General features: G+C 67.8%; 22 protein-coding genes and 1 pseudogene. 19 read left to right on the top strand and 4 right to left on the bottom strand.

What is annotated here, in order from left to right; genetic code table 11:
- Positions 1-69: 69 nt before the first annotated feature.
- The 19 genes and pseudogenes from ACNNMR_RS11635 (at position 70) to ACNNMR_RS11545 (ending at position 21901) form a co-directional block, all read left to right on the top strand.
- Positions 70-402 (top strand): hypothetical protein, encoded by a 333-nt coding sequence (locus ACNNMR_RS11635; protein WP_419994492.1) that lies wholly within the window; start codon positions 70-72, stop codon positions 400-402.
- A 36-nt stretch (positions 403-438) separates the two neighbouring features.
- Entirely contained in the window at positions 439-747 is a 309-nt protein-coding gene (locus ACNNMR_RS11630; protein WP_419994491.1) for a pore-forming ESAT-6 family protein, read from the top strand.
- Positions 748-806: 59 nt separating this feature from the next.
- Positions 807-1262: a DUF6507 family protein gene (locus tag ACNNMR_RS11625; RefSeq protein WP_419994490.1), complete on the top strand. Its 456-nt coding sequence runs from the start codon at positions 807-809 to the stop codon at positions 1260-1262.
- A complete protein-coding gene (locus tag ACNNMR_RS11620) occupies positions 1263-3656 on the top strand; it encodes a hypothetical protein (protein WP_419994489.1) in 2394 nt (797 codons plus the stop codon).
- 108 nt (positions 3657-3764) lie between these two features.
- Positions 3765-4139: a hypothetical protein gene (locus tag ACNNMR_RS11615; protein ID WP_419994488.1), complete on the top strand. Its 375-nt coding sequence runs from the start codon at positions 3765-3767 to the stop codon at positions 4137-4139.
- Positions 4140-4336: 197 nt separating this feature from the next.
- Positions 4337-5227, top strand: coding sequence for an immunity 49 family protein (locus tag ACNNMR_RS11610; protein ID WP_419994487.1), 891 nt, complete (start codon positions 4337-4339; stop codon positions 5225-5227).
- Between the two features lie 349 nt (positions 5228-5576).
- A complete protein-coding gene (locus ACNNMR_RS11605) occupies positions 5577-6380 on the top strand; it encodes an immunity 49 family protein (protein ID WP_419994486.1) in 804 nt (267 codons plus the stop codon).
- Positions 6381-6544: 164 nt separating this feature from the next.
- Complete coding sequence (locus tag ACNNMR_RS11600) at positions 6545-6853, top strand: hypothetical protein (RefSeq protein ID WP_419994485.1); 309 nt, start codon at positions 6545-6547, stop codon at positions 6851-6853.
- Positions 6854-6869: 16 nt separating this feature from the next.
- Positions 6870-8237, top strand: coding sequence for a type VII secretion integral membrane protein EccD (gene eccD / locus ACNNMR_RS11595; RefSeq protein WP_420000332.1), 1368 nt, complete (start codon positions 6870-6872; stop codon positions 8235-8237).
- Positions 8238-8717: 480 nt separating this feature from the next.
- A complete protein-coding gene (locus tag ACNNMR_RS11590; RefSeq protein WP_419994484.1) occupies positions 8718-9530 on the top strand; it encodes a type VII secretion protein in 813 nt (270 codons plus the stop codon).
- Between the two features lie 22 nt (positions 9531-9552).
- Positions 9553-13555, top strand: a pseudogene (gene eccCa / locus ACNNMR_RS11585) (type VII secretion protein EccCa).
- 7 nt (positions 13556-13562) lie between these two features.
- Positions 13563-14960: a DUF6177 family protein gene (locus ACNNMR_RS11580; RefSeq protein ID WP_419994483.1), complete on the top strand. Its 1398-nt coding sequence runs from the start codon at positions 13563-13565 to the stop codon at positions 14958-14960.
- Between the two features lie 1055 nt (positions 14961-16015).
- The gene (locus ACNNMR_RS11575) at positions 16016-16579 is read left to right on the top strand and encodes an adenylyl cyclase (RefSeq protein ID WP_419994482.1); all 564 of its coding nucleotides are present in this window, start codon (positions 16016-16018) and stop codon (positions 16577-16579) included.
- A 235-nt stretch (positions 16580-16814) separates the two neighbouring features.
- The gene (locus tag ACNNMR_RS11570; protein WP_419994481.1) at positions 16815-17123 is read left to right on the top strand and encodes an endonuclease domain-containing protein; all 309 of its coding nucleotides are present in this window, start codon (positions 16815-16817) and stop codon (positions 17121-17123) included.
- A 113-nt stretch (positions 17124-17236) separates the two neighbouring features.
- Positions 17237-17560, top strand: coding sequence for a hypothetical protein (locus ACNNMR_RS11565; RefSeq protein ID WP_419994480.1), 324 nt, complete (start codon positions 17237-17239; stop codon positions 17558-17560).
- Positions 17561-17674: 114 nt separating this feature from the next.
- Positions 17675-18355, top strand: a complete 681-nt coding sequence (locus ACNNMR_RS11560; protein ID WP_419994479.1) for a hypothetical protein — start codon at positions 17675-17677, stop codon at positions 18353-18355.
- A gap of 98 nt (positions 18356-18453) precedes the next feature.
- Entirely contained in the window at positions 18454-18654 is a 201-nt protein-coding gene (locus tag ACNNMR_RS11555) for a hypothetical protein (RefSeq protein ID WP_419994478.1), read from the top strand.
- A 520-nt stretch (positions 18655-19174) separates the two neighbouring features.
- A complete protein-coding gene (locus ACNNMR_RS11550; protein WP_419994477.1) occupies positions 19175-19927 on the top strand; it encodes an alpha/beta hydrolase in 753 nt (250 codons plus the stop codon).
- 885 nt (positions 19928-20812) lie between these two features.
- Complete coding sequence (locus tag ACNNMR_RS11545) at positions 20813-21901, top strand: hypothetical protein (protein WP_419994476.1); 1089 nt, start codon at positions 20813-20815, stop codon at positions 21899-21901.
- 239 nt (positions 21902-22140) lie between these two features.
- Here the strand turns inward: ACNNMR_RS11545 and ACNNMR_RS11540 are convergent, their stop codons facing one another.
- From ACNNMR_RS11540 to ACNNMR_RS11525, 4 genes are all read right to left on the bottom strand, one after another.
- Positions 22141-22500 carry a hypothetical protein gene (locus ACNNMR_RS11540; protein WP_419994475.1) on the bottom strand — a complete coding sequence of 120 codons (360 nt, stop codon included), beginning with the start codon at positions 22498-22500 and terminating at the stop codon, positions 22141-22143.
- A 103-nt stretch (positions 22501-22603) separates the two neighbouring features.
- On the bottom strand, positions 22604-23101 hold the full coding sequence (locus ACNNMR_RS11535) for a hypothetical protein (RefSeq protein ID WP_419994474.1): 498 nt from the start codon (positions 23099-23101) through the stop codon (positions 22604-22606).
- 41 nt (positions 23102-23142) lie between these two features.
- Complete coding sequence (locus ACNNMR_RS11530; protein WP_419994473.1) at positions 23143-23628, bottom strand: hypothetical protein; 486 nt, start codon at positions 23626-23628, stop codon at positions 23143-23145.
- Positions 23629-23699: 71 nt separating this feature from the next.
- Positions 23700-25523, bottom strand: a complete 1824-nt coding sequence (locus ACNNMR_RS11525) for a VWA domain-containing protein (RefSeq protein ID WP_419994472.1) — start codon at positions 25521-25523, stop codon at positions 23700-23702.
- Positions 25524-25531: the final 8 nt, after the last annotated feature.

The following is a 25531-nucleotide window of genomic DNA, read 5'->3' as shown; positions in this document are numbered from 1 at the left end:
GTTCCTCGCTTCGTTGCGTGTGTGCCTCGTGGGATCGAGGGACGCGCATCTTCTTGGGGGTGCGAATTCGTGAAGTTCGACATGGGTGATACGACGCTGGGGACGCTGGCGCAGGGTTCGTCGACTTCCAGTGAAGATCTGGGCGTGCTGATCCAGCACTTGATCGCGGCGGTGGAGCCGCTGGAGGGGAAGTTCAACGGGAACGGCCGCGCGGCGTTCGATGCGTTCAAGGCGCAGTCGGACGAGATCACGGCGGCGTTGAACAGTGCGCTGGGTTCGATCATCGGCGGTCAGTCGGGGATGGACGCGGCGTTCTACACCGGTGACACCGAGTTCGGGGACAACGCCGGGCGTTCGGCGTCCGCGGCGAACTTCGACGCCGCGCGATTCGCCGGCCGCTGACCACTGCCAACTGACGCGAGGAGAGCGGGGAGAGTCATGCCGACTACGGATCGACGCAGTTACGACACGGGCGCCTCGGGCGAGGTGCAGGGCAGCCTGCACGGCATCATCGGCCGACTGGAGCAGGTGCTGGACGCCCGGGATACGCAGGTGAAGAACGCGATGGCGGACTTCGCCGCGGACGGGGTCTCGGATGAATACCACGGCAAGGAGCTGCGCTGGCAGTCTGCCGCCTCCGAGGTCCGCAACATCATTCACCTGGTCCGCCAGACGCTGGAGACGAACGACTCCACTGCCGGCTCTACACAGCAGCGGGCGAAGGCGGCAGTCGACGGCATCGGCTGATACGCGCGCCGGGTCGGGCACGCGCCATTCGGGCAGCAGCAGGTCAGTGGGGGTAGCGGGTGACGAACTGGGATATCTGGCCGCAGAGTGTGCGCGCGGTATTGAAGACCACGACCGGACATGTGAAGGACATGGGTACCGCTGCGCAGTCGCTGGGCGAGTCGCTGCAGAGTGCGGCCACCAACGCCGGCTATCTGGCGAGCACGACGGAGCAGATGAGTGCTGCGGCTGACTACAAGGGCGGCAACGCTGGCCAGGGCGGCGCGGGCGGCGGCCAGCGTGGCGGCCCGGTGGGTGCTGCTTTGGCGCAGTTCATGGAGGCCAACACTGACCGGCTGCAGTTCTTGTTCAACCGCACCAAGGCGTCGATGACGGGTGCCGCCGAGGCCACGAACCACTATGTGGTCGGGGATATCGACATGGCGGCCGATGCTCAGTCCAAGGCGACCAAGTACACCTCGCAGATTCCACTCGCCATAGCTCCGATGGTGTGCAGCAAGGACGGGGGCAAGTAGGTGATCGCTCCCGAGGAGATACCGCAGTTCGTCGGCAACTTCGAGTCGCTCGATACCGACATCAAGAAGCTGAAGAAGGCCGGCGGCGGCCTTTCGGACGCCGGCGGGGACGTTCACTCCAGCTTCCAGGGCCTGTCCTCGTGCTACACCGCCCCGGAGGCGGAGCAGCTCTTCGCCACCACCGGTCCCGTCAAAGCTGCCGCCGACGACCTCGGTGACGACATCACCACCGTCGCCACGGCACTGTCCACGTACGCGGCCACCGCCCGCCCGCTGGCGAAGAGGCTCACGAGCCTTCGGGCCCGGGCAATTGCCTTCAACGCCTCCATCCAGGGCGACGACGACTGGGACGCGGATAAGGGCACGTGGAACACATACGCGGGGATCCGCGATGAAATACGGCAAACGGTGCAGGCGTTCCAGGACGCCGAAACCGCCTGCTACGACCGGGTCGTCGGGCTGGTGGGCGGGGTAGGCCTGCAGGCCAGCGACGGCCGTGGCAAGCCCGGGACGAACTCGTACGGGTTCACCGACGAGGTGTGGGACAAGGCCGAGGAGTTTCCGTGGGAGACCAAGGAAGGCTTTGACCACCCCTGGTATGTGGACGTCGGCCATGGCGTCCGTGACTTCGTCAAAGGCTTCGTCATCGACGGCGGGTGGGCCACCCTCAAGGGCCTGGGCACCCTGGCCCAATTCGGCCTGACCCCCGAAAGCCGTCAGGCCTGGAAGGGCATCAGCCAACTGGCCACCTTCGCCGTGCCGGGCGGCATCATCACCGTCTACGCGGCCTCCAAGTGGGGCCCCGAACCGGTGAAGAAGTGGGCCAAGGAGAGCCTGACCACTGCCAAGGAAACCGGCAAGGCCCTGGTCGCCTGGGACATGTGGAGCGAGAACCCCTCCCGCGCTGCCGGAAATCTCTCCTTCAACGTCCTCACCGCCGTCACCACCCGCGGCGCCGGCACCGGCGTCTCCGCGGCTGGCAAGGCCGGTACCGCCGCCAAGGTCGCGGGCGCCGCAGGCAAGGCCGCCGGCGTGGCGGGCAAGATCGGCCGTATCGTCGACCCCACCACCTACGTGATCAAGGGCGTCGGCGCCGCCGGCAAGTTCTCCACTGCCAAGATCGCCGACATCGTGGCCTCGATGCGTACTCACTCGGGCATCGAGGTCCCGCCACGGGTGCCGCCCAACGCAATCCCAGATCCCGTCATACCCGGCCGGTACCTCGACCCTGAAACGCTCAAGACCTACGACGCCAATGACAGTGTCGTCGCCCGCGACGGCACTGCTGCCGCCGGCCCCGCCGAGGCAGCAGCAAAGAGGGAGCCCAGCGGCGCCGAGTTCGGTAGCCAAGCGACGAAGGCAGCCGAAGCAGCACAGACCCCCGGACGTCAGCCGGCACTCGTCGGAGCAGGCGAACGGGTGGGTGGCGCGGCGGCACGCGCAGGCGATGACCTCACGCCGCGCGCCAGTCACGAGGTGCCGAATGGCGGATCGGGGCAAGCAATCGGCGGTCAGGCACCCACCGCGCCTGTGGGCACGGCAAGATCCGGGCACGGGGCTCACAACTCGCTTGCTCCGGCTCGCGCAGGGGCAGCCTCAACGACCCATTCGCCTGCTCCCGGTGTCGCAGATGGGCCATCGACTCCACCAAGGGAGAGTGTCTCTGGGGATGGACAAGGTTCGCCCCCCTCACGGACCGGCTCAGGGGCGCCCGGAGGGCCTGAGCATCGCTACCCAGGGGCTTCCACCACCGAACACACTCACCCCGAGTCGAATTCCAGTGAGCCGCGACCCGGCGACGAGGCCCACGGTGATTCGGGCCAAGGCCACGATGGCACAACGGGACACCCGGGCTCTTCGCATTCTGGCGATGCGTCCAACGGAGGCGCTGTTCAAGAGCCCGATTTCTCTCGACGCGCACTTCCCCCGGGGCGAAGCGAGTTGTCGCTCGCGGAGGTCCGACGCATGCGTGGGGAAGGTCGATGGCAGGCCGGCGAGCGGCTGCACCGCGAGATGTATGGTGGTGGCACCGAGCGGCATTATCCAGTGCCAACTAGGGAGGAAGGGCGTTACCCGGTCACGCAGCCGGGTGGCAGGAAGGTCGACGTACCGGTCGACATGCCGGATGGTCGAACATTGGCCGTCGAGGTGAAGACGTATAAGGGATTCCGGACTCTTACGCTCCATGATGGCACGAAGCAGGTCGTCAAGGGTGAAGTGCCGCTCAGTGGGCACATCAAGGAGCAAATCCACAAGGACTTGGCCTTGCGGGAGATGGACCCAACCTACGATCCTCGATGGGTGTTTACGGACGCAGGGCCGTCCGCGGCCCTCCGAAAGTACCTCATGGAAGCCAAGATAATATTCGTAGAGTACGGCCCCGCCAAGAAGTAGCCAACGAGGAAAGATCGTCGCATGGAGAATGGTTCCCCAAGTAGCTCGCTTCCAGATGTGGGTGAGTGGGCCAGTGGTTCGCACCGGAATGCCGTCAACCTAGCTGACATGCTCGGCGTAGACCTGGAGACCTTCGCGGCGGATCCGTTTACTTTGGTGCCGCTGCTGCAAGACTATGTGGCCCGCCTACCGTTGTCTGAATTCGAACAGTCGGATTGGGTTACGCTACATACTGACCTGACCTCATTTCTTGCAGAAATCCTCGTCAAGAACTACGGAGGGAATTGGGAGAAAGTCGAGGCTTCGGACTCGCCCGCAGGGTTCCGGTATTACATCGTAGCCACTGGCCTCGACGGGCTCCGGCGGCGTGTGGAACCTTACGATGTCGTCATGGAAGAATTCCAGCACCCTCCGATTGAGATTACGCGCATGATTGCGAATGCAGGCGCCTTCCTGGGTGTGATTTCCTCGACTGAAGGGTGATTTCACGTGATGCAGGGATCGACTGGCTGGCGTGTCCGCACTACAAGCTTGCTTGCCCTGTGGCCGAGTGGACTGAAGGCGTGGGTATCTGATGGCGCAGGATTACGACAGCCAACTGCTCGAATCTATGGCCGTGCAACGACGCGGGATGCGGTGCTGTTCGGGAGTCTGCGGGGGCGGCGGACGCTGGCTGAACGATGAACATTCGCATACCCCGCCATGATTTCCCGGTTGCCGACATGGACGAGGCTCTGGGGCCGATTCTGCAAGCCGCGGAGGATGCGGTTGCCGGGATTGAGACTTCAGAGTTCGACCGGCACGATGCGTTGGATTATTCGCTGAATCTGGCCAAGTGGGCATGCGTATCGGATCCGGAGGTCGGAGAGCTGACAACCTGGGAAATCTGGGTCGCAGCGATGCAGGTCGGCTCAGGATTGTTCATCTCGGGAGCAGCGGAGTGCGGGGCTACCGCGTGCCGGATTGGAATCAAGGGCGAGATCAAGGATCTTCCCGCGACCGGCCCGCAGGAATATTTGCATGCTGGTAATTGGCTCACCGCCTACTATCTGGCAGTGGCTTGCCGTGAAAATGACCGCCTGGACCAGCTTGCAAGAATTCCCGTCTCATTTCTGCGTGCGGCAGGCGTAGAGGTCGACGAGTACGCCTATTCCTGGGTGGAAACGCTGCAGAACGCTTGGTTTCGGCGTCGAGAAACCTGGGATACCTTGGTTGCCGCGATTGATGGCGCAGATCCGACCTCCTCTCGTGTCGCTGGCGCAGACCTTATGGTCAAGATCCTCTGCCCGCCGCTTGAGGCCTTCCACCGCTATCAGCTGCAGGAGCCCGTTGAGTTCAATCGGGCATTGGAGAGGGCCATTACGCGGCATCGCGAGTACTGGAGCCAGGACGAAACGCGGGCCAGGAGTGGTACAGGTCTCGTTGCTTTGGGGCCGTTGGCCATTGCTTGCATGGCGTTCGATGCAGGTATCCCGGTTGAGGTAGAGTCCGAATACCTCCCCAAGCATCTACTTGAGCGTCGGTGGGTGGGTCGGATTCCTGCCCAACTGACCGACGCGCTGAGGCGGTAATGCTACGTACCCTGAGCGACTCAAGATTAATATGAGACGAACGGCGCGCGGGGGTCATGCGGACTCCCGGCGGAATTATCTCAATGCGCCGGAGGGTTGATCATGTCGAAGGTAGCGTAGCGACTGCCAGCTCTCCTGTCGTCTGATGGGCCTGGGGTGAGTCGATGCGTCGGGCGGCAGTGTCGTGCGATGCACCGAAGATACCCCATCGCATGGTCTGTACTGCGCAACGATCTGAGACCCGGTGGTTCACTTCAAGGTATACGAGGGGAGAGTGCCAGTCATCGAGAGCGTCCCCCGTCCCGCCTTTCCTGCAGACAACCCTGCGGTGGGTGGAAATGCTCGGCGTGTGGCGAGCTTGCAGCGAATGCTCAGGCGGCTTGGCGAGTCGGACATGTCGCGGGCGCGGGCACTGAACAGCTCGGTCGTGGTGGCTATGCAGCATTGTTTGGAGGATGCTGAGGCGTCCAGATTCCAGACGTGGGAGGCTTGGGTCACCGCCATGCAGGTCGGCTCTGCCTTGTTCGATGCGGGCACGGCAGTCGAGGGCCCTGTGCCCTGCAGGATCGGAAGCGCAGGCGAGGTGGTGCAGCTTCCCGCGACTGGACCACAGCCTTACCTACATGTGGGGGCCTGGCTCAGTTCGGTCTACCTGGCAACGATCTGCCGCGAGAACGACCGACTGGAGCGGTTGATGCGAGTGCCGGTAGACTTCCTGCGCGCCTCGGGCGCCGACTTCGGCTCGTATCTCTATGACTGGGTGAAGGTGCTGCACGACTTCTGGTTCCGTCGACCAGATGCCATGTGGAGCAGCCTGGTCGATGCAGTCAACGGTACCGGCACTCAGGCGGCGGACACTGTCAACCAGGAGACGATGCTGAAGCTCCTCTACCCGCCGATGGCGCTCTTCCAGCTCTATAACCGGGCTGAGCATGACCGCTTCAATGCTTCCTTGACCAAGTTCCTCACGTGGCACAAGCAGTACTGGACTGCCGACGAGTCACGTACTCAGGATCTCGAAGGGCTGGTCGCCATCCCCCTGCTAGCGATTACGTGCATGGCCTATGACAGCGACTTTCCGATCGACGTCGAGTCCGAGTATCTTCCCAAGGGTCTACTCGACCGGGGTTGGATCGGGGAATACGACACCTGATACCTCTGACGTAGCGGTGATAGCCCCTTGCTTGCTACGTCGCGTCGCGGGAGGAATCGCGGTGTGATCCGCCTAGTGTCGACGGCGGTGGGAGTGGCTTGGTTGAATGACCCTCCTGAAGCCTTCGAGGCGAGAGTTGCACACGTCAGGGGAGAGGGGGGCCGGTGGCACAAGACTATGACAGCCAACTGCTGGAGTCGGTGGCCGTGCGGCGGCGGCGGCTGCGGGATGCGGTGCTGTTCGGTGAGTTGCGGGGGCGGCGGACGCTGGATGAACGATTGGGGCGGGCGTTCGTTGGGATCGTGATCGCTGCGGTGCTGTGTGCGGGGTGTGTTGGGTGGTCTTTCATTTCGCATCGGTTGATGGGGAAGAACGGGCCGTTCAATTCGCCTACGCAGCAGCAGACTCCGTCGCCGGTGCAGCCGGGGTCGGAGAAGTCTGCCGGGGCTTCCGCTGGGCCGTCGGGTCGATGATAGGTTCGGTTCTGTGGTGAATGCCGGGGCGGCTGTTGGCCGGAGTGGATTGAGCCGGGTCACGTTGGTCGGTGATCGGCGGCGGATTGATCTCGTATTGCCGTCCAGTGAGCCCGTGGGCCGACTGCTGCCTGAGGTGCTGGAGCTTCTTGGAGATCGGGCCGGAGCGCGGCCGGAATTGCGGCAGTTGGTGACTGCGAGCGGCCTCGTGTTGGCGCCGGAGTCCAGCCTGGCCGATGCGGGGATCGCCGACGGAGCGGTTGTGAGGTTGGTGCGGACTGCGGATGCACCGGCCGCGCCGATCGTGCATGACGTCGCCGATGAGGCGGCCGAGGATTTGGATGTGCGGGCGTGGCGGTGGGAGCCGCGTTCGCGGCGGATCTCCATGGGAGCTGCAGCCCTGGTGATGGCCTTCGCTGCGGCGGTGCTGGCACGCGCTGAGTATCCGGGTGCGCGGGTGGCGGAGTGGGTGCTGGGGATTGCCGGATTGGTGTTCGTGGTCGGGGCTGTGCTGGGCCGGGCCGGGCGGCGCGGACTGGCGATCACACTGATCGGCATGGGTGGCGTGCTCGCCGGCTACGGGGCCTGGAGCGCGGCCGATGCGCATGATTGGTCGGGCCTGCTGAGGCTGGTCGGGGTAGTGGCAGCCGTCGCGGTGATGTTGTTCCTGCTGGGTGGGTTCACGCCGTTGGGGCGGGGCGGAGTCGTTGCCGGCGGCGCGCTTGCGGTCACCTTGGGCGCGTGGGCGTTGGTGACCATGCTGCAGTCCGGCGGGGAGACCACGGGGCAGCAGGCGCGGATCGGTGGCGTGCTGGCCGTGGGATCGCTGGTCGTTTTGGGTCTGCTTCCGCGCTTGGCGTTGATGGCCTCGGGACTGAGCGCGCTGGATGATCGCCGGGTATCGGGGGCGTCGGTGAGTCGGTATCGGGTGGCCACCGCCCTTGCCGCTACGCATCGCGGGCTGGCGCTGACGACCGTGGCCCTCGCTGTGTCCGTGACGGCGGCGGGGGTGCTCATCGTTCAGGAAACGACCGTGTGGACGGTGTCGCTGGCCGCTTTGGTCGCTGTGGTGCTGATGCTGCGGGCGCGGGCCTATCCACTCACTGCCGAAGTGGTAGTGCTGGGCGCGGCCGGTGCGGTGATGGCGCTGCGGTTGGTGTGGGTGTGGCTGGAGCAGTCGGAGCGGGCGATCGGGCCTATCGCGGTGCTCGTCGGACTCGCGGTGGTGCCCTTGTTGGTGTTGGCGGTTGAGCCGGCAGAGCATGTTCGTGCCCGGCTGCGGCGGATCGGGGATCTGCTTGAGACGGTGGGTGTGATTGTGATGTTCCCGCTGGTGATCGGCATGTTCGGGGTGTACGGGCGGCTGCTCGACACCTTCGCGTAAGACATTCGGGACGTAGTGAAAGGGGTGAGGACGGTGTCCGGCAACGGCTGGCAGCAGGATGTGCGAGGCGGGCAGGAGCAGCCGAACGGCGCACCCCCGGTGGTAGATGTGCGGCAGCAGCCCGTCCCGGGTGAGCCCACGCCGCTGCCCGCCTACGGGCCTCCCTCCTACGCGCCGCCCACACCTGACGCCGCGCCCGCGGCGGCGCAACCGGGGCCCCAGCCGCCACCGCGTCCTTCCGCGGCGCCGGCGGCCGGCCATTTCGTCCCGCCTTCACCGCAGTACGATGCCCCACCTTCGCCGCAGTACGATGCCCCGCCGCGCCCCTCTGATCGCATCCCCGCCCAGCGCCTCGGCGCCGCCGCCTCTGCCACCACGCCGGAATCCCGGCCCGTTCTCCCCCCGGAACTGGTGCGGGCCCGCGCCCGCTCCCGCCACGGGGAAGGTGCGGCCCGGCGCTCCGCGCGACTGCTGGGGCGGGTGTTCACCTCCGCCGGCCGGGCCGTCGGACGCGAGACGCAGCTGGCGCAGCAGATTCAGCAGCCGGTGACGACCGGACGGCATATCGCGGTGACCTCGATCCGCGGTGGTGCCGGGAAGACGACGGTGGCCGGGCTGCTGACGCGCGCCTTCGCGCACTACCGGCACGATCCGATCCTGGCGCTGGAAGCCGACGCCGCCCTGGGCACGCTGCCCGTCCGGCTGGGGGCCAAGGAGGTGCGCTGGTCGTGTGAGGAGCTGGCGCAGATCCTGCACCCGAACATGCAGTTGACGGACGTGACCGGATATCTCGTGCCGTTGGCGGAGGGCGCGTGGCTGCTGCCGGCGAGTCAGGGGCAGATCGGCGCGCGGGTGGATGTGCAGACGTACCGGCTGGTGGTGCAGGCACTTCGCCGCTACTTCGCTGTCACCGTGATCGACGGGGAGACGCTGCCCGGCGAGGTGGCGCGGACCGCGATGAACACCGCGCACGCCCACGTCATCGCAGCCCCGGCGACCGCGGAGGGGGTGGCCGGCACCTTCGAGGTGCTGCGGTGGATGTCCGCGCCGCCGCTATCCCTGGCCCCGCGCACGGTCGTGGTGCTGTCCGCCGCCGCCCCTGTGCCTGGCATCGATGTCGCCAACGCCGCCTGGTATCTCGGCCAGCTCGGGGTCGAGGTGGCCGTGCTGCCCTATGACCGGCACCTGGCCGGGGGCGGGGCGATACGCACAGACCGGCTCGCCGAGCCCACCCGGCAGGCGGCGATCTACGCGGCCGCGGCGGCGATGCAGCGCGCCGTCGGTGTGCGGTGAGGGACGGGCGGCTTTACGCGTCATGAGCCAGATATCCATCCACCGCCCGGCCCGTGCCACCCGGCCGCTGCCGCCCCCGCCGCAGCAGTCGCTGGAGGCGCCGCCGACGCTGCCCGACGGCAAGACCCACAACGCCGCGATGTCGATGCTGCCGATGGCCGGGATCATGGGCTCGGTCGTGATGATGACGATCATCCGCAACAGCCAGTTCGCCGTGATCGGTGCGGTCGTCCTCGTCGCCGCGCTCGTCGGGGCACTGGTGCTGGTCTTCTCCCAGCGGGGGAAGGCGCAGCGGCAGCGCAGGCAGCAGCGCGAGCGGTATCTGGAGTATCTGGAGGAGCAGCGCGAGGCGTTCAGCTCCGCCGAACGGAAACGGCGGGACGCGGCCCGACTGCTCAGCCCGCCCCCGGCGGCGCTGTACGACGTGGTCCGCGACCCGGCCCGGCTGTGGGAGCGGCGCCGCCTGGACGACGACTTCCTCACCGTACGGCTGGGCACCGGGCAGGTGCCGGTGCAGCGCCTGCGCATCAGTGAGCATCAGGGCGGGGCGATGTCGCCGCCGGATCCGTTCATGCTCAACGAGGCCCGCGCACTACTTGCCCGCTTCACCTTCGGCCGCGACTTCCCGCTCACCGCGCCGCTGGATCGCGCCGGGAACGTGTCCATCGTCGGGCCCGACCGGAACCAGGTCGTCAACGTGGCTCGCGCCCTGATGCTCCACGCCGCCGCCGCGCACGCCCCCGACGACGTGGCGATGGCGCTGGCCGTCCCGGGCGTAAGGGAGGAGGAGTGGGTGTGGGCGAAGTGGCTGCCGCACATCCTCGACGATGTCGAGCGGGACGACGCCGGTGCCGCCCGCCGCATCGCGCCCAGCCTGCCCCAGCTGGCCCGGCTGCTGCGCACCGACCTGACCCGGCGAGCCGGCTACGCCGCCGAGATACGCCGTGGGCTGGCCGACCGGGACGCCTTGCGGCTGACCAGCCGTCTGCTTGTGATCGCCGACTGTCACGGCGAACTCGCCACCGAGCTGACCCGCCCCGACGAGGCGATCTCCCTAGCCGCGATGCGAACCACGGTCGTGCACCTCCTGGCGGATCAGGTGCACGAGCCGGACGAGGTGGCGGTCCGTATCACCGTCTCCGGTGACGGCGACATCACGATTACGGACTTGCGCGACACGGACGCCCCGCTGGTCCAGGGCGCGGCCGACGTTGTCAGCGTCCCGGCGGCGGAAGGCGTGGCGCGGATGCTGACCCCGCTGCGGCTGTCCGCCGAATCCCGTAGCGAGGGCACCCCGGCAGCCGTCGGTCAGGTCGACTTCCCCGGGCTGCTGCGCGTCATGGACCCGGCGGCGCTGGACATCGGGCGGCTGTGGTCGCCGCGTGGCGACCGGGCGTTCCTGCGGGTCCCGATCGGCGTCGACGACCGCCGCGAGCCGGTACTCCTGGATCTCAAGGAGTCCGCCGAGCTCGGCATGGGCCCGCACGGCCTGTGCGTCGGCGCCACCGGCTCCGGCAAGAGCGAGCTGCTGCGCACCCTGGTCCTCGCCCTCACCGCCACCCACCCGCCGGAGGATCTGGCGATGGTACTGGTCGACTACAAGGGCGGCGCCACATTCGCCCCCTTCGAGCTGCTGCCGCACGTGGCCGGCGTCATCACCAACCTGGAGAACCAGGCCGACCTCATCGAACGGGTCCACACCTCCCTCGCAGGCGAGGTCAAGCGCCGCCAGCAGGTGCTGAAGGATGCCGGGAACGTCGCCGACATCGGCCACTACGCCGCCCTGCGCGCCAAGCATCCCGAGCGGAAACTGGAGCCGCTGCCGCACCTGTTCGTCGTCATCGACGAGTTCGGCGAGCTGCTCACCGCCAAACCCGACTTCATCGACCTGTTCCTGTCCATCGGCCGGATCGGCCGCTCCATCGGTGTGCATCTGCTGCTGTCCAGCCAGCGCATCGAGGCGGGCAAGCTCAAAGGCCTGGAAACCTACCTGTCATACCGACTGGGACTGCGGACCTTCTCCGCGGATGAGTCCCGTACGGTGCTGGACTCCAAGGACGCCTTCAACCTGCCGCCGCTGCCCGGCTTCGGCTACCTGAAGGTCGACACGTCCGTCTACACCCGCTTCAAGGCCGGCTTCGTCTCCGGCGCCTACACCGCCCCCGACCTACGTGATGCCGCCGAGAGCGACGGACCGCAGGTGCATCCATACGGCACCTACAACACCAGCCGCGACGCCGCGAGCGAGGCGGGCGAGACCGAGCCGCACATGCCCGTACGGGAAACCGGCCCCACCACCATGTCGGTGATGGTCGACCAGCTGCGCACCGCCGCAGAGCCGGTCCGCCGGATCTGGCTGCCGCCGCTCCCGCACGCGCTCACCCTCGACCAGGCCGCCGGCCCCCTCGTCGCCTCCGCTGACGGACTGACCCTGGCCGGAAAGCCGAACCGCCCGATGCGCATCCCGCTCGGCCTGCTCGACGACCCGGAGAAGCAGTGGCAGGGCCAGTGGATCCTGGACCTGACCGTCGCCGGCGGCCACGCCGCGCTCATCGGCGGCCCGCAGTCCGGCAAGACCACCCTGCTGCGCACCCTCGCGCTGTCCCTGGCACTCACCCACACCCCCCGCGACGTCGCCATCTACGGCCTCGACCTGGTCGGCGGCGGACTCGCCGCCCTGGCCCAACTGCCGCACGTCGGCGGCATCGCCTCCCGCACCGACCGCGAACGCGCCGCCCGCACCGTCGCCGAGGTCCGCGGCATGCTGGGCCAGCGCGAGGAGGCCTTCCGGGTGCACGGCATCGACTCCATCGACCAACTCCGTACGCTCCGCGCCCAAGGGAAGGCCGACGAGCTCACCGCCACCGACATCGTCCTGATCATCGACGGCTTCGGTGGGCTGCGCGACGACTTCGAGGAGCTCGAGGACGCCGTCACCGACCTGCTACGCCGCGGCGGCGGCTACGGCATCCACGTCGTCGCCGGGATGCTGCGCTGGAACGACGTCCGCATCGCCAGCCAGTCGATGTTCGGCACCCGCGCCGAGCTCCGCCTGAACGACCCCACCGACTCCTCCATCGCCCGCAAACTCTCCGAGACCCTCGGCGCCGACACCCCCGGCCGGGTCCTGACCGACGGCAAGCTCTTCGCCCAAACTGGGTTGCCCCGTACGGACACCACCCCCGCCCACCGACGACCTGACCACCGCCCTGGAGCAGGCCGCCCGCGCTGCCCGCGCGACCTGGCACGGCGAACTCGCCGCCCCCGTCCGCATCCTGCCCACCCGCCTGCCCGCCGCCAAGCTCCCCACCGTCGCAACCGAGCCGAAGCGCCTCCCCATCGGCGTCGACCAGGACGCCCTCGCCCCGGTCCTGCTCGACCTGGCCGGCACCGACCAGCACCTCCTCGCGCTCGGCGACAACGAATGCGGCAAGACCAACCTGCTGCGCCACATCACCGACCAGCTGGTCGCCCGGCACACGGCCGACGAGCTGGTGCTGGCCGTCTTCGACCCGCGCCGCACCCTGCGCGGCCACATCCCCGAGCCCTACCTCGGCGGCTACGCCTACAACAACAAGCTCGCCACCGGCCTGGCCAACGGCATCGCCGCCGAACTGGAAAAGCGCCTCCCGGACGCCGACAACCCAGACATCGAACCGGGGCAGTTCACCGGGCCCTGCATCGTCATCGTCGTCGACGACTACGACATCCTCTCCACCGCAGGCCAGCAGCCCCTATCCGCCTTCCTGCCGTACATCCCCTCAGCCATCGACATCGGCCTGCACTTCATCGTCACCCGCCGCGTCGCCGGCTGCGCCCGCGCCCTGTACGAGCCCTTCCTCACCGGCCTCCGCGAATCCGGCGCGACCAGCCTGGTGATGACCGGCGACCGCAGCGAAGGCCAGCTGTTCCCCGGCCTCTACGCCTCCCACCAGCCTCCCGGCCGCGGCACCCTGGTCCGCCGCGGCCGACCCCACCAACTCATCCAGACCGCCCTCGCGCAGGAAGCGCCCAAGAGTCTGTGAGCCGCCTGTGACCACCGACGTCGTCGCCCTCACCCCGACCATGCCGGACCCGATGACCCTCCTGGCCGGCCTGCACGCCGGCGGCTCCGACCTCCGGGTCGGCTCGGGAGCCGACGGCGCCGTCATCCAGCTGTGCGGCACAGGAGGCCGACCGCTGGTCTCCATTGAAGCCCCGCTGCTGCTGCAGGTCCCGGGCGAAACCGAACGCCTCCTGGGCGCCAAGAGCGACATCCCCGTCTGGTGGACCGAAGCCCGCGCCTCCACCGCCGTAGCCGAGGCATCCGCCCTGGCAGGCTCCTTCGCCGGCCGCCTCACCGCTATCCTCGGCGGCATCGTCCATCCACCCGAGGCCGCCACAACCGACGTCATCGACCTCCCCGAGGACGCCCACGCCACCACCGAGCCGGAACCGATCGTCGACGTCCTCACCGACTCCACCGCCGTTGTCATCACCGACCGGCCGATCGTCCCGCTCACCACCTCACTGTCAGCGATCCTCGCCGTCACCGCCGAAGCCGAACGGGCGTTGCACATCGTCACCCCACACACCACCCGCCTCACCCAGCCGCTCCACACCGCCCTGTCGGGCTACCCGAACCGCTGGGTCGTCCAAGCCCCGGACAGCGTCTTCTACGACGGCTTCTCCGGCGCGCAGTTGCACTGGCTCGGCGGCACCTTCACACCCGTGGTCGAGGAGGACGGCACTACCAAAGTCGCCGACGCCTTCACCGGGCCGCACGCCACCGGCACGGAGGGCCATCAACTCCTGCTCAGCTACCGCACGCTGCACCCTGCTGACGGCGACCTCGAACTCGGCCTCGCCCTCGCTTGCGCGTGGCAGCACCTCACCGGCAGAGACCCAGCCGGATGGTCCACTGCCGAACCGGTCAACCTGCCCTGGTCGCCACGCGAGCTCACCGAACTCGCCCGCAACCGCGCCCCAGAACCCACCCTCATCACCGCCATCGGCACCCCGAGCCACCCGGCCATCGCGACCAGCCGCATCCGCCCCACCGCCGAAGGCATCGAGGAGAACGTCACCCTCACGCTGGGCTACAGCCTCGACGAGGCCCCACCCCTCGACGCCCTCGAAGCCCTCGCCACCGACCTCAGCACCCACCACCACCTGGTCAACCTACTCGCGACGCTCCGCACCGCCCGAAGCGACCTGACCACCCCACCCCACCTCGAGGCCCCACCGCTCCCGGTCGCCCTCACCCTCGGCCCGCGCGCCATCCGCGACACCGGCCTCGACCGCGCCCTCCACGTCCCCGTCGCCGTCCAGCCGACCCGCCTCAACCCGGCCGCGGACACCGGCGTCCACTACCCCCTCGGCGACGGCACCGACCCGACCGCCTGGGAGACCCTCACCCAGCTCACCGCGCACCTCAAGAATCAGGACTGACGGCCATGTCGACAGAATCCCCCTTGATACGGAGCCTGCGCACGGCTGTCGCATGTGACTTTTCGCGCTACATGACACTCGCGCCGTGGCCTGAGCTGGTCGAGTGAGTCCTGCGTTTCGGCCTACCTGACACTGGAATCGCGCGGTAGTTGGCACCTGCGTTACCTCTTCGAGGCAACTGACACTCCCGGCGCTACTCCGGTCGACCCTCATCCGGTTGGAGTAGTCCTCGCGGTTGATCAGTTCCTTTACGCGCCCGGCGGGAGCGTCCGCTCGCCGGCGACTCCGATGATCAAGGAGACGCCAGACTGACATCGTTGAGCCCAAGGTCGCCATCCGCCAATGTGACGCTTCGCCGCGCACCGCATAGCGGCAGACCAAAACTGAGCAGCACTCGCTATAGTTGGTACACCGCACCCTTTGGCGAGGACCTTGCCGTGTGCACTCGAAGGGGAATGCAAGTTCTCACTTTGGGCCGCTGAGTTCTCAGCAGCCCCGCCAGAACGTAATGTCACCGCCAGCAACACCCCTAGTGAGACTGGACAATTCTACGTCCCTGCTCTCAACCCCCACCTAGGAGGTCGTTCCAGTGGTGCGCACGAATATACGTCACGGCCTGAGACTACTCGCGGCAGCGGCGCTGGTGAGCGCTGTTCTAGTCCCCGGATCTGCGAGTGCTGTCTCCGTGGACTCGCGTCCCACCGGCGCGCAGATCGACTGTTACGCATGGGAAGGCTGGGAAATTACCAGGGCGGACAGAAACACTGAAGTCCACAGCGACCCGTACGACGCGTCTGACGAAGTCAATCTCCTGCCGCCCACAACGTCTGTCCATACGGTTGAGTACTGCATCAACGAGTACGGCAACGTGTGGTATGCGATAGATGTGCCAGCCCCATGGGGCTGGGTATGGTCGGGTGACTTGGCCGGATGCTGTTCGGCTGCCAGCCGTCCCTAGGAACCCGCTCAACCTGCGTTCGTAAATGAGTAAGTGCGACCGGCGACGTCAAGGTATGCCTAGCCTGCGCACTGCCACATTCGATGGGATCTCTGTCGTGCCGAACCAGAGCCAAGCCGTCTTCCTCAATGTCGATGTCGCTGCACTGAGGGAGCAGCTCACCGCCCGCGGCGCCACACAGAACTTGGCACGCAAGCTCCTGAAGCGCCTCGTCTATGACGGCGCAGGCCCTGCAGACGCCGCGCGGATTCAGCTGCGCGACGAGGGCCATGACGTCACCCTGACGCTGTGGTGGAACTACAAGGATCCCCGCAGCGTCGAGCGGAAGGTGCACATTGAGACCGGGGTGTCGGATCTCCGGGCGATGGCCGAGTTCCTCATGACCATCGGCCTGCATCAGTGGCTGAATGAGTCGCATTACCGCGAGGAGTGGCAGCTCGACGACGTTCTGTACGGCTTCGAGACATGGCCCGACCTGCCGGACATGCTCGTCCTCGACGGGCCCGACGCGGAAACCGTCAGGGCAGCTGTGCAGGAACTCGGCCTCGACCCCGCGCAGGGCCGCAGCCAGTCCGTAGCAGAGATCTACCGCACCGAGCTGGGCCGAGACATTAATGCCCGATACACGAGCACCCGCTTCACCGACCCAGAGCGGGCCTGACAGACGAACGTCCGGGGCTCGGACGCTCCTCGTCGGCTCCGGCATACTCGCGGTCCCAGTACAGCGGTCCGCCGCCTCGTGGCCCTCCAACACGACCTGCATGCAATGCGGGAGCGCACCGTCGAGCAGGCTGCCGCCGATTGCTGATCGCCGAGCTCATGTGTTCGGGACGCAGTCGCCTGGGTCCCCGGACGCTGTCGGTGGCGTCGGCCAGACTGTTTCGCATGGGCTCGTCATGGAAGCGCCCCGACGCTTACGGGAGATATTCGGGACTCGATGCCTCGGCTGCGGGGAGCGCCCTGGCGACCTCATCGATCATGACCACTTCTCCGGGATCGTCCGCGGAATGCTCTGCCGGGTGTGCAACTGGCAGATCGACGACTGCCCGCACGTCGACGGCTGCAGCTGGGCCGACTATCTCAACCGTCGGCCGGCGCTGCCGCTGCGCCTGCTGTACCCGGACCGGCGCAACGCCTGGCGGAAGGACCGCGCGCAGATCGAGCACCTCGGGTTCGACCCCTATCTCGGCTCGCTGAGCGCGTGAGGTTGGGCACAGGGCGATGGACTGGCTTGCTCGTCTCCGGCTGGTCGGCGCACAGTGGCTATTTCCTGCCGCTTCTGTCGATTCAGCGCAACAAGGATAACAACATCATGGGCATGATCCGCAAGACCACCTCCGTCTTCACGGCAGGTCTCGTCGACTTCCGCAGCGACAAGGAACGCACCGCCCGCAAGACGGCCAAGGGCGCCCGCTACGCCAAGCAGTCCGCGAAGCAAGCCGCCAAGCAGACCGAGATCATGCAGCAGCAGACGCGGCTGATGCAGCAGGCCGCCGCCGCGCAGCCCGCCGCGGCTGTCGCTCCCTATCCAGCCGGGGATGTCGCCGCCCGGCTGGCTCAGCTGGACGACCTGTACCGGCAGGGCATGATCAGCGCGGAGGAGCACGCCGCCCAGCGCACCCAGATCCTCGCCGCTATCTGAACCAGACCGCGTCCGCACGGCTCGCACCGGCAGACCGGCGTGAACCCTCAGTGAAGATCAATAAGGTGCGAGGTGCGGCGGGCGGACCATCAGCGCATCCATGCAGAGGAAGACATGCAGCCTGACCTCGGTCCGTTGACCGTCCAGCGGCTCACCGGGCAGGAGCCCCTCCATGCTGGCGAACACCGGCACGGCACCGTCGCCGACTTCTGGCGCTGGGCCTGCTCGGACCTGGCTAGCAACACCATGCGCGGCATCCTGGCCGAGTACCTGGTGGCGCATGCCCTGGACGCAGCCACCGGCACCCGCCAGGAGTGGGACGTGGTGGACATCCGCAGCCCAGAAGGATGGCGAGTGGAGGTGCAATCTTCCGCCTATCTGCAGACCTGGGCGCAGAGTAAACCGTCCAGCATCGGCTTCTCGATCGCGCCCGCCTCCGGCTGGGACGCCCAGACGGGCAACTACTCGCCGGAGCAGCTGCGCCGCTCGGACGTCTACGTCTTCTGCGTCCTTAACCATCAGGACAAGCAGAGCCTGAACCCCCTCGACCTCGCGCAGTGGGACTTCTACGTGCTCGCCACCCGGGTACTCGACGAATCTTGCCCCCGGCAGCGCACCATCAGCCTGTCCAGCCTCCAGCGCCTGGCCCCGATCCGGACGGGCTACGCGGGCCTGCGCCAGGCCGTGGCCTCCTGTGCGCCGGACCCGGCTGAGACCGCCCCGGCAGAGTCGGCCAGCCGGCTCGGCGAGATACCGGCGCCGCCAGCGCCGCGGCCGCGGTCCGCGGGGCGCTGAAGAAGGCGGTCCGGGAGAAGCGCACGACCTCGTGGCAGCAGCCGCACCGCCAGCTCGGCTCGGCGCTGCCCAAGCTCGATCCGGGCGAGCAGAACCGGGTGCTGTGCCAGGTAGAGGACGTCATCCCGGATGACGAACCTCTGCTGCTGGTGCTGCTGGCAGCTGAGGAGCCCAACGGGCGGGTCTGCCGGCAGGTCTCCAAGGAGCTCGGGCAGCAACTCCCCGCCGAAACACAGAAGCTGGCGGAGCGCTGGGAGAGCGAGAGCGAGCGCCTCTTCCAGGCATGGCACCAGCGTTGAGCGGGTGTCGAGGGCCGCCACCGGTGGCTGCCCTCGACACCCACGCGACAGCAGGCTGCCGGGTCTGCCGGAAGCCCATGTCCATCAGGCCTACCGGTCGTCCTCAAGCCCTCGACCTGACCGATCAGGTCGAGGGCTTGAGGACCGTCTCGCGGCTGATTCTGACGGCGGGAAGCGACCGCGGGCACCCACCGCGACCGGCACTCGGCGTGCGACCTGGTACCAGGAACTGCGGAAGGAGCTATGGAACTGGGGATTGAGCACTGGCGTCGATGTCCGCGCCGTCAACCGGTCTGACAGTCGAACTGGGTGCGGACATCGGCCTGCCGGCCGCGACGCCTGGGCACTACCGTGGCCAGAGGCGCCGCCGCACCCGGCCAGTCGCAACCCGGGGCACGGCAAGGGCACTGGCTGCCGCCGTATCCCCGGCGGGCGAGCGGCCAGGGCCGCTTCGACTTCCTGCGCCTCCGTGTCAGCCCGCCTCTTTCCCGGCCGCGGGCACCGGGCTAGTCTCCCGCAGATGGAAGACGATCACGCGACGGTTCCGGTCGTCAGGTCGGCGCACCTGTGTGACGGAGTACACCTCAGCTACTTCGACGTGAGCTCCACCGCTCCATCGAGAAGTGAGTGCGTGGTCATCATGCACGGGTCCGGCAACCGCGACACCAAGGAGACCAGCCTCCCGCTCGCGAAAGACCTCGCCGCATGCGGGCACCGTGTCATCGGCCTGGACTTCAGCGGCAGCGGAGACAGCTCGGGAACCTGGTCGGCGACGACCATCAACGGCCGCCAGCAACAAGCCACGACACTGCTAGCCAGTCGACTGCCTGCAGAGACTCCGCTGCTCCTGATCGGGTTCAGCCTGGGCAGCCAGACCTCCGTCGATCTCCTTGAACACTTCGGCAAGCGCATCCGCGGCATGGCCTTGTGCGCGCCGGCCGTCTTCTCGACGGCGATTCGCGATGTCCCGTTCGGACACCCGGACATCCTGGAACTGGCCTACGGGCAACCGGAGGAATGGCCCGAGGCCCCAGCGCTCGAGGCGCTCGCATCCTTCCCGGGCAGCATTGTCCTCGCGCTCCCAGAGCACGATGACACTGTCCCCGCCGAGATGACGGCACTCATCCAGAAGGCGCTGCAACGCCGCCCCCAAGCGGAGACGCTGGTGTTCGGCGGTGCCGACCACTTGCTCGACCAGTGGCTCGCGCAGCACCCGCACGACCGCAAGAGGCTGCTCGAGTCCCTGCTGCCACGGCGCGGCAGCGACGGGTAACGCCGGCGCACCCCGGCCCCGAACGTGATGGTGGCCGCGTCTGCTGCCGGCCGTGAGGTCGTACACGGTCACCGGGACACCGCGGTCGGCGAGGTTGGTGCGGATCAGCGGTTCGATCCGGTCCCATGATCCGCCGGCCAGGCCGGCGCCGATGCGCGGCATGTGCACCGAGGCTCCGAGCACCAGCGCCTGGTCGTGCAACGCGGCGAGCGCGATGCCGAGCGCCTCATGCCGCACCGGCGGGGTGCCGTCCACCGCGGGACGAATACTGTGCTGGCCGATCATGGCTGGCCGATCATGTTCGCCACCCACAGCTCTCGGCGACGGGCACCAGCTGTACCGCGCCGATTGGCCACCGGTCCGCGCGCGGCGCTCCGTACCAGGCGCGGTATTCCGCCTCGGGCGCCGGCCAGCAACGCATGATCGCCAGGACGAAGCCCGCCCGGAGAGGGCTTGGCACTACTCGGCGACCGTCCGCCTTACCGACACCCTGACCGAGGGCGGTGCACCGGCTGGAGACCTGCGAGGACGAGGACTTCGGCACCATCTCGCTGCTGGACTCGGAGCTCGCGGCCGAGCTGGAGGAATGCGCTGGACAACACTAACGGCCATCGCCTGCTACCTATCACCCTGGCGGGTGCGGTGGGTCGGCTCGATCACCGGATCGAGAGGGCGGGGTGGAGGGGGCTGCTCGCGGGAAGGGGCCGCCGCGTGGTGGCCGCACCGCACGCCGCCAGAAATGGGGAAGGACCGCAACTGAGCACGCGCCCCCTCGTCGGATGGCGGGGTCTGGACGTGGCGCAATAATTTCGGGACCATCGCTCTATGCTTCGTTTTCGTAAGCGCTCGAAAGATTCGATTCAGAATGAGATTGTCGCCCGCGAAATGCGTTCCTTCTTCAGGCAACTTCGCGGAAAGGTGCGACAAGATCCCAGGGAAGTCGCGCTCGCCTATGGTAAATACCTGTGGGACAGTAAGGCCGAGAGCGTCAAGGCAGAAAGGCGCCTTCGAGATTCGAAATTTTACGTGGGGATCTCGACCGCCGAGTACGGATTCGAGGATCTAACAAAAAAGGTCCCCCTGATCGCGGACACGTTGCTGCTCTCTCATGATCGTCGAGATTCTAATGCCTGTCTGCTGAGGCGGGAAACCAGCGACCTCTCACCGGGGAGGTTTTCGGGCGATGGCTTGGATAGAGAAACTAATATCGAAATGGAGACGGTGACCAGCTATATGCACTGCCCGTCTCTCTCAACACTCGGAAGCTGGATTCTCGGTTCTGAGCCCTTGATGAAGGCCGGGCTTGCTTGGTATCTCCCCACCTATTCAACCCAGACGAGCGGCTTCAGCACCTCCCCGGCGGACCCTGACGGGGTGTACGTGGGAGACCGGGAGCACGCGTCAGCCATCGACTACCTCGTACGCGACGGCAGGGTGATCGATGGCGCAGGCGTGAGGCCGGAGAAGAGCAAGTATGTACGGCCGATCCTGGAGATCGAACTCCCATTCCTGGAGAACGTCCCTCTGGGAGACTTCTCCCGGATCACAATCGAAGAATTCGACTCCTATGCCTCAGTCCGTCGATACATGAGGAAATCATTCCGCTCGCTCGGAGACGCACTCAACTCCGTCGACTCGCAGTTGGCGCTGGACGCGATTCGCGACGAAATCGAGGAGCAAGTAAGCATTTCGGCATCGCAAATGGAGGCGGCCTCACGCGGAACAGTTCTGTCCGCCCTGGAGGTGGGTGTAGGAACCGTTACGGTGGCGCTCTCTGCCGTTTACAGTCCAATATTCCAGGAAGTTATTACCGCTCTCGGGGTCGGTGCGACAGGTGGAGCGGTGTGGCACCTCCTGAAGGTCAAGGAGGAGAATAATAGGCGAGCGGCTGAAGGCCCTGACTGGACTTATGTATGGTCCCTGCAGCAAGTGAGCGAGGCGAAGAAGAGGCACCGCGTCAACGCCCCTGATTGAACTTGAAAGCCTGCTGTCGACCGTACGCTGGAACCATGAGGTACGCACAGGGGCGAAGGGTGCTGAGGGACGCGGGCGTCCATCGGGCCACGCCGTAGATCATCTTCTGGTGCGTGCTGGCACCCACAGCAGCCACGATCTGGAAGGTGGCACCGGCCACTCGGGCGGCAGAGGGGCGTGAACCCGCCTCTCCGTTGAAAGGGGCGCTCGAGTAGCGCGGCTCGGCGACCCGCGGGACGTCAGCGCAGTTCGTACCCGCGGAGATCGAGGTAGGCGCCCAGCAACCGCACAAGGGCCGTGTCGGCGGCCTCGGTTGAGCGGATGGCCAGCGCCAGCTCGTGCGCTACGGCACCGATCGCCGGGTCTTCCGTACTCGCGGTCGGGTCGGCGCGCAGGAGCCGCAGGGCGGCGCCCGCCTCGCGAGCCGTGGCGAAGAATGCATCCAGGTCAGCGGCGCCGGCGAGCAGTGCTGCTGCGAGGCGATGCAGGCGGGTGCCCGGTGGGTGCCGCTCGGTGAGCCAGTCCGCCGGGTCGTCCACGGCGAGCTGCTGGCGCAACAACTCCGTGCCGGGCCCGAGGCGGTGCGCTGGCGGGCTCATAGCCGTTGCCATGGCCGGCCAGGGACGGTGCATCTGCGTCCGACGTCGTTCCTGACAGCCACGGCTTCATCTGCGGGCCAAGGACACGGCCTCAGGGAGGTCATCAGCGGCCTCCGCATCCGGCGTGACCGCAATCGCAGCCCTCGTCCTCGGTGCAGTCGCAGCCACAGCTGCCCGCCGGTGACCTCGGATTGAGGGTGATGCGGGGTGCCGAGGTGTGCCGACGGCGGGAGGACGGGCGGGCGGTGGGGTTCAGCACGTTGGTTGCCCGGCGAAGGATGTTCAGCTGGACGGTGTGGCCGAGGGTGTTGATGCGGTCGAGTCCTGCAGTGAGGCGCGGGTCGGTGGTGCCGGAGCAGGGCCAGCCTGCGGCGGTGATGAGCTGGAGGGCGGCCTCGGCGTGCAGCCAGTCGGCCAGCGTGCGTTGCTGGGCCGCCGGGCGGTGAGGGTGGAGGTTGCGGGCGGCGGCATACGCGGCCTCGTGCAGGATCGCGTCGAGGGTGTGGCGGTCGCCAGGGACGATGTCCACGGCGGTGGTGGTGCGCTGCAGCACTTGGTGGACAAGGCGTCGTACCACGGTCAGTGGGAGATGAGTGCTCATGAGGATCGGCCTCCGGGGCGGCTGGGTGCGACGGCTGCCGGTTACGGCATGGGGCCGTAGCGGCAGCGGCTGGTGTGGGCTTCGTCGTTGTGGAAGTCGTCGGGATAGCTGGCCGTAAGGGAGTCGGCGAGGGCTGAGCCGAGGTCGGCGAGGTGGCCGATCGTGGCCACAGGTACGGCGCCGCCGCATTCCGGGCAGGCGTCGAGGAGTTCGAAGGGCTCGTCGTGGAAGGCGCAGTCGCGGAGCAGAAAGCTGTAGTGCGAGCCGGTGGTGGGGCAGGTGGCGGTGGCGATCACGGGTTCGCCGGGCAGGGTGCGGCGGCGTAGGTGGTCGGGGTGGACGTCGATCGCCTCGGGTTCGAGGCCGAGGAGGCCGGCGAGGCGGATGGCGACGGTGGCCATTGCGGCGCCGCGCCAGGGGCCGTACGGGCTGCGAGTACGGCCGTGCGCGATGAACGCGGCCGCATCGCGGGCTCGCTTGCCCAGCGACTGGTTGGGTTGTGGGTGCGGGGCTAGTTGCCTGGTCATGGGGGAAGTCCCTTCTGGCGCGGCGGGCGGGGAGGGCCGGTTCGGTTCGCCGAGACCCGGGTGGGGGTCGGTTAGTGCGTGGCTGCGAGGGCGGTGGTGGCCGCTTTGGCGATGGCGGTGATAGCGCTCGCCGGATTGCTGAGGATCACGGTGGTGGCGCCGGGGAGCGGGCAGGGATCGTCCTCGAAGGCGAGCCACAGCACGGCACAACCGGTGCGAGTCAGAGTGGTGATGCGGTCGGCGGCACGGGCTGCTTCGCCGTCGCTGTAGTAGCCGTCGGAGGCGATGACCAGCAGCCGACCCGCTCCGGGGGTGGCCAGGTCCAGGGCCGCGGTCAATGCGTCCGTGGCCTCGGCGAGGCGGTGGCCCATGCCTTCGGCGCGCAGTTCGGTGACCTGGGTGGGGGCGCCGCCGGGCGCGGTGATGGCGGTCAGAGCGCGGTCGTAGGCGACGGTGGCGGCGGCCGAGTCGGGGTCGGTGAGCGCGGTGGCCTTCGCGAGGATCCAGGCGGCCGAAGCGATCGGGGCGGTGGCGGCGCCCATGGAACCGGAGATGTCCACGGCGATGCCGACCCGCAGTGGAGGGGTGGGCGCATGGCGGCGGCGGGCGGCCAGCCACGGCTGGGCGGTGGGAGTTGCGCCTGCGGCTCGTTGGGCGTCGCGGGCCAAGGCCGCGCGCATCTGCAGCCGTCCGGGCGGCACTGCCGATGCGGTGGTGATCGCGGTGCGCTCGCGGTAGGCCGCCTGCCGCAGCGCGCGGGCGAGTTGACCGGCCGCCGCCTTCTCCGCACCGGTGGGTGGACGGGTGCCGCAGATCGGGGTGCGCACCCCACGCGCGGAGCTGCCTGGACGGGGGATGAAGGGGCGGCTGCGGCCGGGTGCGAAGACCTTCTCGGCAATCTGGGCCGCCTGCTGGTGCCGTGCCGCCTGCTCGGCCTTTGCTCGTGCCCGCGTGGCGGTCGCCGCCTTTGCCGCTGCTCGGGCCTGCGATTCGGCCTGCTCGTTCGCAGTGACCTCGCCGATGGCTGCGGTGATCGCGGCCTCCAACGCCTCCGAACCCGCACTGTGGGTGCCGTTGCCGAAATGGGGGGCGTGCGTCTCGGGGGTGATGCCCACCGCCTCGCACCAGGCGCGGCCGTGCTCCAGCATGCCCGTCGCGTCGGTGTCGGCCGTGGCGTGTGCCGCCGTCCAGATCGTCTGCAGGGTGGCCAGGGTGTCGGGGCCGAGGAGGGTGGTGACCACCTGTTCCAGGGCATCGGTTTCGTCTGGGTCGAGGACTCCGGTGTCCCGGCGTGCCAACAGCAGTCCGGACGCCGTGGCGGCCTGCCAGTTGCTGTCGAATCCGCCGGTGGGCAGGCTGTCCATGACCAGGGTGCGGATGCAGGCGCGCAGATACGGGCGGTCGCCCGGGCGGCGGGCCAGGTGGGCTGCCTCGGCGCGGGATTCTTCCAGGACTTCGGCGGCCTGATGGGCGGCGGTGCCCCGGACTGACGGCGGGGGCTGCCAGCGGGAGTGGGCAGCATGCGCGGCCTCGTGGATCAGCGCGCCCCAGGCGGCCGGATAGCGTTCCTCATCCCCTACCTGGTCAGGGTTGATGCTGGCCGGGTGCAGCGGGGTGAAGCAGGCGGTGTCGATCTCCAGCTCGGCGGTGGCGTCGCAGAAGGCGGCCGGTGCGCCAGAGCTGGTGCCGGGGGTGCAGGTGACCATCACATCGTTGCGGCCAGCGATCGTGGGCAGGCGGCCGCTGAGGGCCGCGGAGATCCGCAGCCACTCCCCGGTACGCGGATCGGGCGGGGGCTCCCAGGCCGGGCCGCCGTCATCGGCCCACCGGGCCAGTGCGGCCTCGGATTCGGTGACCGGCGGCGGGGCGGGGAGCAGGTGCGTGGATACGGCCATGATGATCG

It is taken from the genome of Streptomyces boninensis (assembly GCF_048572725.1).
Lineage (GTDB): Bacteria > Actinomycetota > Actinomycetes > Streptomycetales > Streptomycetaceae > Streptomyces > Streptomyces boninensis.
The sequence above is the reverse complement of the archived record's forward strand: the minus strand, read 5'-3'. Positions and strand labels throughout refer to the sequence as shown.